Source organism: Saccharopolyspora sp., from assembly GCF_017434145.1.
GTDB lineage: Bacteria > Actinomycetota > Actinomycetes > Mycobacteriales > Pseudonocardiaceae > Saccharopolyspora_C > Saccharopolyspora_C galaxeae.
Genome location: NZ_JAFRFW010000330.1, coordinates 1 through 3,570, shown reverse-complemented (window position 1 = coordinate 3,570; position 3,570 = coordinate 1). Strand labels below are relative to the sequence as shown.

Sequence of the window (3,570 nt, the reverse complement as noted above, 5' to 3'; positions counted from 1 at the left end):
ATCGGCTACCCGGTGCTGGTCAAGGCTGCCGCCGGCGGTGGCGGGCGCGGCATCCGCCCGGTCTCCTCGGCCGAGGAGCTGGCCGACGTGCTGCCTGCCGCGCAGGCCGAGGCCCGTTCCGCCTTCGGTGACGGCACGTCGTACCTGGAACGGGCGCTGGCCCGGCCGCGGCACGTCGAGGTGCAGGTCCTCGCCGACGATCACGGCAACGTGGTGCACCTGTTCGAGCGGGACTGCTCGGTCCAGCGGCGCAGGCAGAAACTGCTGGAAGAAGCGCCCGCACCGGGCTTGCACGAACGGACCAGGGAACTGATGACCGACGCGGCGGTGCGGCTGGCGCGGCACGTCGGCTACCGCAACGCCGGGACCGTGGAGTTCCTGGTCGACGAGGACCAGAACTTCTACTTCATGGAGATGAACACCCGCATCCAGGTGGAACACCCGGTCAGCGAGCTGGTCAGCGGGGTCGACCTGGTCGCCGAGCAGCTGCGGGTCGCCGCGGGCAAACCGATCTCGTGCACCCAGCGGCAGCTGACCCGCAACGGTGCCGCGGTGGAGCTGCGGATCAACGCCGAGGACCCGGACCGCGACTTCGCGCCCTGCCCCGGCGAGGTCACCGCGTTCGACCTGCCCGGCGGGCCGGGCGTGCGGGTGGACACCGGGCTGACTCGCGGCGACCGGATCAGCCCGTTCTACGACTCCATGATCGCCAAGCTGATCTGCTGGGGAGCCGATCGGGAGCAGGCGTACTCGCGGGCCAGGCAGGCGCTCGCGGAGTTCCGGATCGAAGGGGTCGCCAACACGATCGGACTGCACCAGCGCCTGGTCGACGACGACAAGCTGCGCAGCTGCCCGGTGCACACGACGTGGCTGGAAGAGCAGCTGGACTGATCAGTCCCGCACGACCTCCTCGCGCAGCACGCTGTAGCGCACGCAGTCGCGCCAGCGGCCGCCGCGGAACAACCAGCCGCGCAGCACGCCCTCGCGGGTGAAACCGGCCTTGTCGAGGGCGCGCTGCTCGGCGAAGTTGTCCACCTCGGTGCCCGCCTCGATCCGGTTGACCTGGGTGTGCGCGAACAGGTACTCGACGAGTTGGCGCTGCGCCTCGGTGCCGTGGCCCTGGCCGCGCGCGTCCGGTAGCAGGTTGATGCCGATGTTCCAGCAGAACGAGTTCTGCCCCGTCTTGCTCTTGTCCCAGGACACGAACCCCAGCCGGTGGTCCGGGTCCTGCTCGTAGACCACCAGCAGCACGCCCTCGTCGGCCGAGAGCAGCCCGGATCGCTCCCACCGCTTGCCGAAGTGCCCGGAGCCTTGGTAGCCGAACCAGTTGTAGGGATGGCTGGCTTCCCGGGAGTTGAGCATCCGCTCCAATTCGGGAAGGTCGTCGGATAGCACCGGTCTGAGCCGCACCAATGTCCCCACATGGCGACCGTAGACCGATCTCGCGCCACGGGACATGCTCTGTTCCGGTGGCAAATTTCCGCCACCGGGTTGCACGGCACGTGCGCGCGCCGGATCAACCTCCGGCGATCAAGCTTTGGGGCGGCGGCAGGTGTAGACGCGGGCCGGTGGCACGTTGCGCCACACCGTGCGGCTGGTGAGGACTTCGTCGAACGCGCCGTCCAGGCGGCGGCGGAACGCTTGCGCACCGGACATGCCCAGCGCGTGCACATAGGCGAACGTGGTGAACGCGCCACCCGGCGCGAGGGCCTTGCCGACCTCGGTCAGGATGTCGCGCTGCAGCTCGCCGGAGAAGATCGACCACGGCAGCCCGCTGACCACCGCGTCCACCGAACTCACCCCTGCCTCGGCCAGCAGCGCGCCGAGGCGGGACGCGTCGCCGCGCACGACTTCCAGCCACGGCAGGTCGGCGCGCAAGTGCTCGATCATGCCCGGGTCGATCTCGATCGCCAGGTGCCTGCCGCCTTCGGGCAGCCGCTCGTGCACCGCGCGGGAAAGCGCACCCGTGCCGGGACCCAGCTCGACCACGACGGGCGCGGCCGTGCGGCTCGGCACGACGGCCGCCATTTCACGCGCCAGGAAAGGAGAACTCGGCGCGACCGCGCCGACCAGGCCGGGTTCGCGCACCGCCCGTGCGGCGAACCTGCGGTACTCCGCGAGCGCCGAGCCGGGCGAAGCACCGGGACGGGGCTGCTGCTGCGATGTGGTCACAACTGCCTTCCGCGGTCGTCGAGCAGGGACCCGGGCACTCTATCGGGGGCCGGGCGATGCCCGGCGCGGACCTGTCGGCCGGGCGGCAACCCGCGCGATGAAACGCGAAAAAGGAAGTTCCGACGAACGCGGAAAGCGCCGCGAAAAACCGGGAAAAGCATCCCGGGAAAATGTGTAACGAAACCGGTTTCGCCGCCGATGGCGCGGCGATCACCGTGCTCGGGGCTTGCCCTCGACGGGCAAGCCCGCTGCACTCGTTCAGGCCGGTTGCTCGATCAGCCCACCGGTCGGCTCGGTCACCGGTCCCTGCTGTTCAGCGGGCCGGGCCGGGGTGTTCGGCGCAGGCTTGCCAACCCACCTCACCGCCGCGACCGCAGCCGCGAGCAGCACGACAGCTTCGACCGCAAGAGCCACCCACACCATTGCCACTTTCATTGCCTCCCTTCTGCTTACCTCCCCGTCTTCCGGACATGCGCCAGCGGCCGCGCACAGGCATGGCCCGAAGGCACGACGAGCGGAAGAGGTTTGGGGCGAACACCCACTTGCACTTCGATACTAGGCGCTTGTTTCGGACGGGTTAAAGAGGGGCTGGAGTGGCGTCCGTCGCACCCGCCCGAGTGGCGTTTCCCGGTGGTCGACGACACACCGGGTACGGGACGTCCGCGGCCGGGTGCGGCGTTGCGGTGAACGTGGAGCACGAAGTCGACGTGGTCGTGATCGGGGCCGGGCAGGCCGGGCTCAGCAGCGCGTACCACCTCGGACGCAACGGGTTCGCGGACGCCGGTGATCACGTGGTCCTCGACGCCGACTCGGCGCCCGGCGGAGCGTGGCGGCACCGCTGGCCATCGCTGCGGATCGGCGGCGTGCACGGCATCCACGACCTCCCCGGGCTGCCGCTGCGGGAGAAGGTCGGGCAGCGCCCGGCCGCGGAGGTCATGGCGGAGTACTTCGACCGCTACGAGCGAACGTTCCACCTGCCGGTGCGCCGTCCCGTGCAGGTGCACTCGGTGCGGTACGGCCCCGACCGGCGCTTGCTGGTCGACGCGGGCTCCGAGCGCTGGGCCGCCCGGGCGGTGATCAACGCGACCGGAACGTGGCGGCGGCCGTTCGTGCCGCACTACCCGGGTCAGGCGACCTTCCGCGGCAGGCAGCTGCACACGGCCGACTACCGCGGGCCAGAGGAGTTCCGCGGGCTGCGGGTGATCGTCGTCGGCGGCGGCATCTCCGCGGTCGAACTGCTCACCGAGATCGCCGAGGTCGCAGGCACGACGTGGGTGACGCGGCGGCCGCCGGTGTTCACCGGAACCGAGTTCAGCCCGGACGACGGGCGGGCCGCGGTGGCCGAGGCGGTGGCGACGGCGGTCCCGGACGTGATCATCGAGACGCTTGCCTACCAGT

Annotated in this window: 5 protein-coding genes; 2 read left to right on the top strand and 3 right to left on the bottom strand. The window is 70.5% G+C overall.

All coding sequences use genetic code 11. From position 1 onward, the window contains the following. The coding region (locus IJH84_RS09190) for an acetyl-CoA carboxylase biotin carboxylase subunit (RefSeq protein WP_295142699.1) at window positions 1–891 on the top strand (891 nt) is incomplete at its 5' end. On the opposite strand, the gene IJH84_RS09185 is transcribed toward IJH84_RS09190, so the two are convergent. From IJH84_RS09185 to IJH84_RS09175, 3 genes are all read right to left on the bottom strand, one after another. After that, a complete protein-coding gene (locus IJH84_RS09185; RefSeq protein ID WP_295142696.1) occupies window positions 892–1,395 on the bottom strand; it encodes a GNAT family protein in 504 nt (167 codons plus the stop codon). A gap of 135 nt (window positions 1,396–1,530) precedes the next feature. Beyond that, the gene (locus tag IJH84_RS09180) at window positions 1,531–2,088 is read right to left on the bottom strand and encodes a methyltransferase domain-containing protein (RefSeq protein ID WP_295142702.1); all 558 of its coding nucleotides are present in this window, start codon (window positions 2,086–2,088) and stop codon (window positions 1,531–1,533) included. A gap of 342 nt (window positions 2,089–2,430) precedes the next feature. Further along, window positions 2,431–2,607: a hypothetical protein gene (locus IJH84_RS09175; RefSeq protein WP_200069945.1), complete on the bottom strand. Its 177-nt coding sequence runs from the start codon at window positions 2,605–2,607 to the stop codon at window positions 2,431–2,433. Window positions 2,608–2,855: 248 nt separating this feature from the next. Here IJH84_RS09175 and IJH84_RS09170 point away from each other — a divergent pair. Beyond that, window positions 2,856–3,570, top strand: a 715-nt coding sequence (locus IJH84_RS09170) for an FAD-dependent oxidoreductase (RefSeq protein ID WP_295142691.1), incomplete at its 3' end; no start/stop codon positions are given.

Coding starts and splice junctions, on each gene's coding strand:
- IJH84_RS09175 (WP_200069945.1), bottom strand. CDS start 2,607: ATGAAAGTGGCAATGGTGTGGGTGGCTCTTGCGGTCGAAGCTGTCGTG.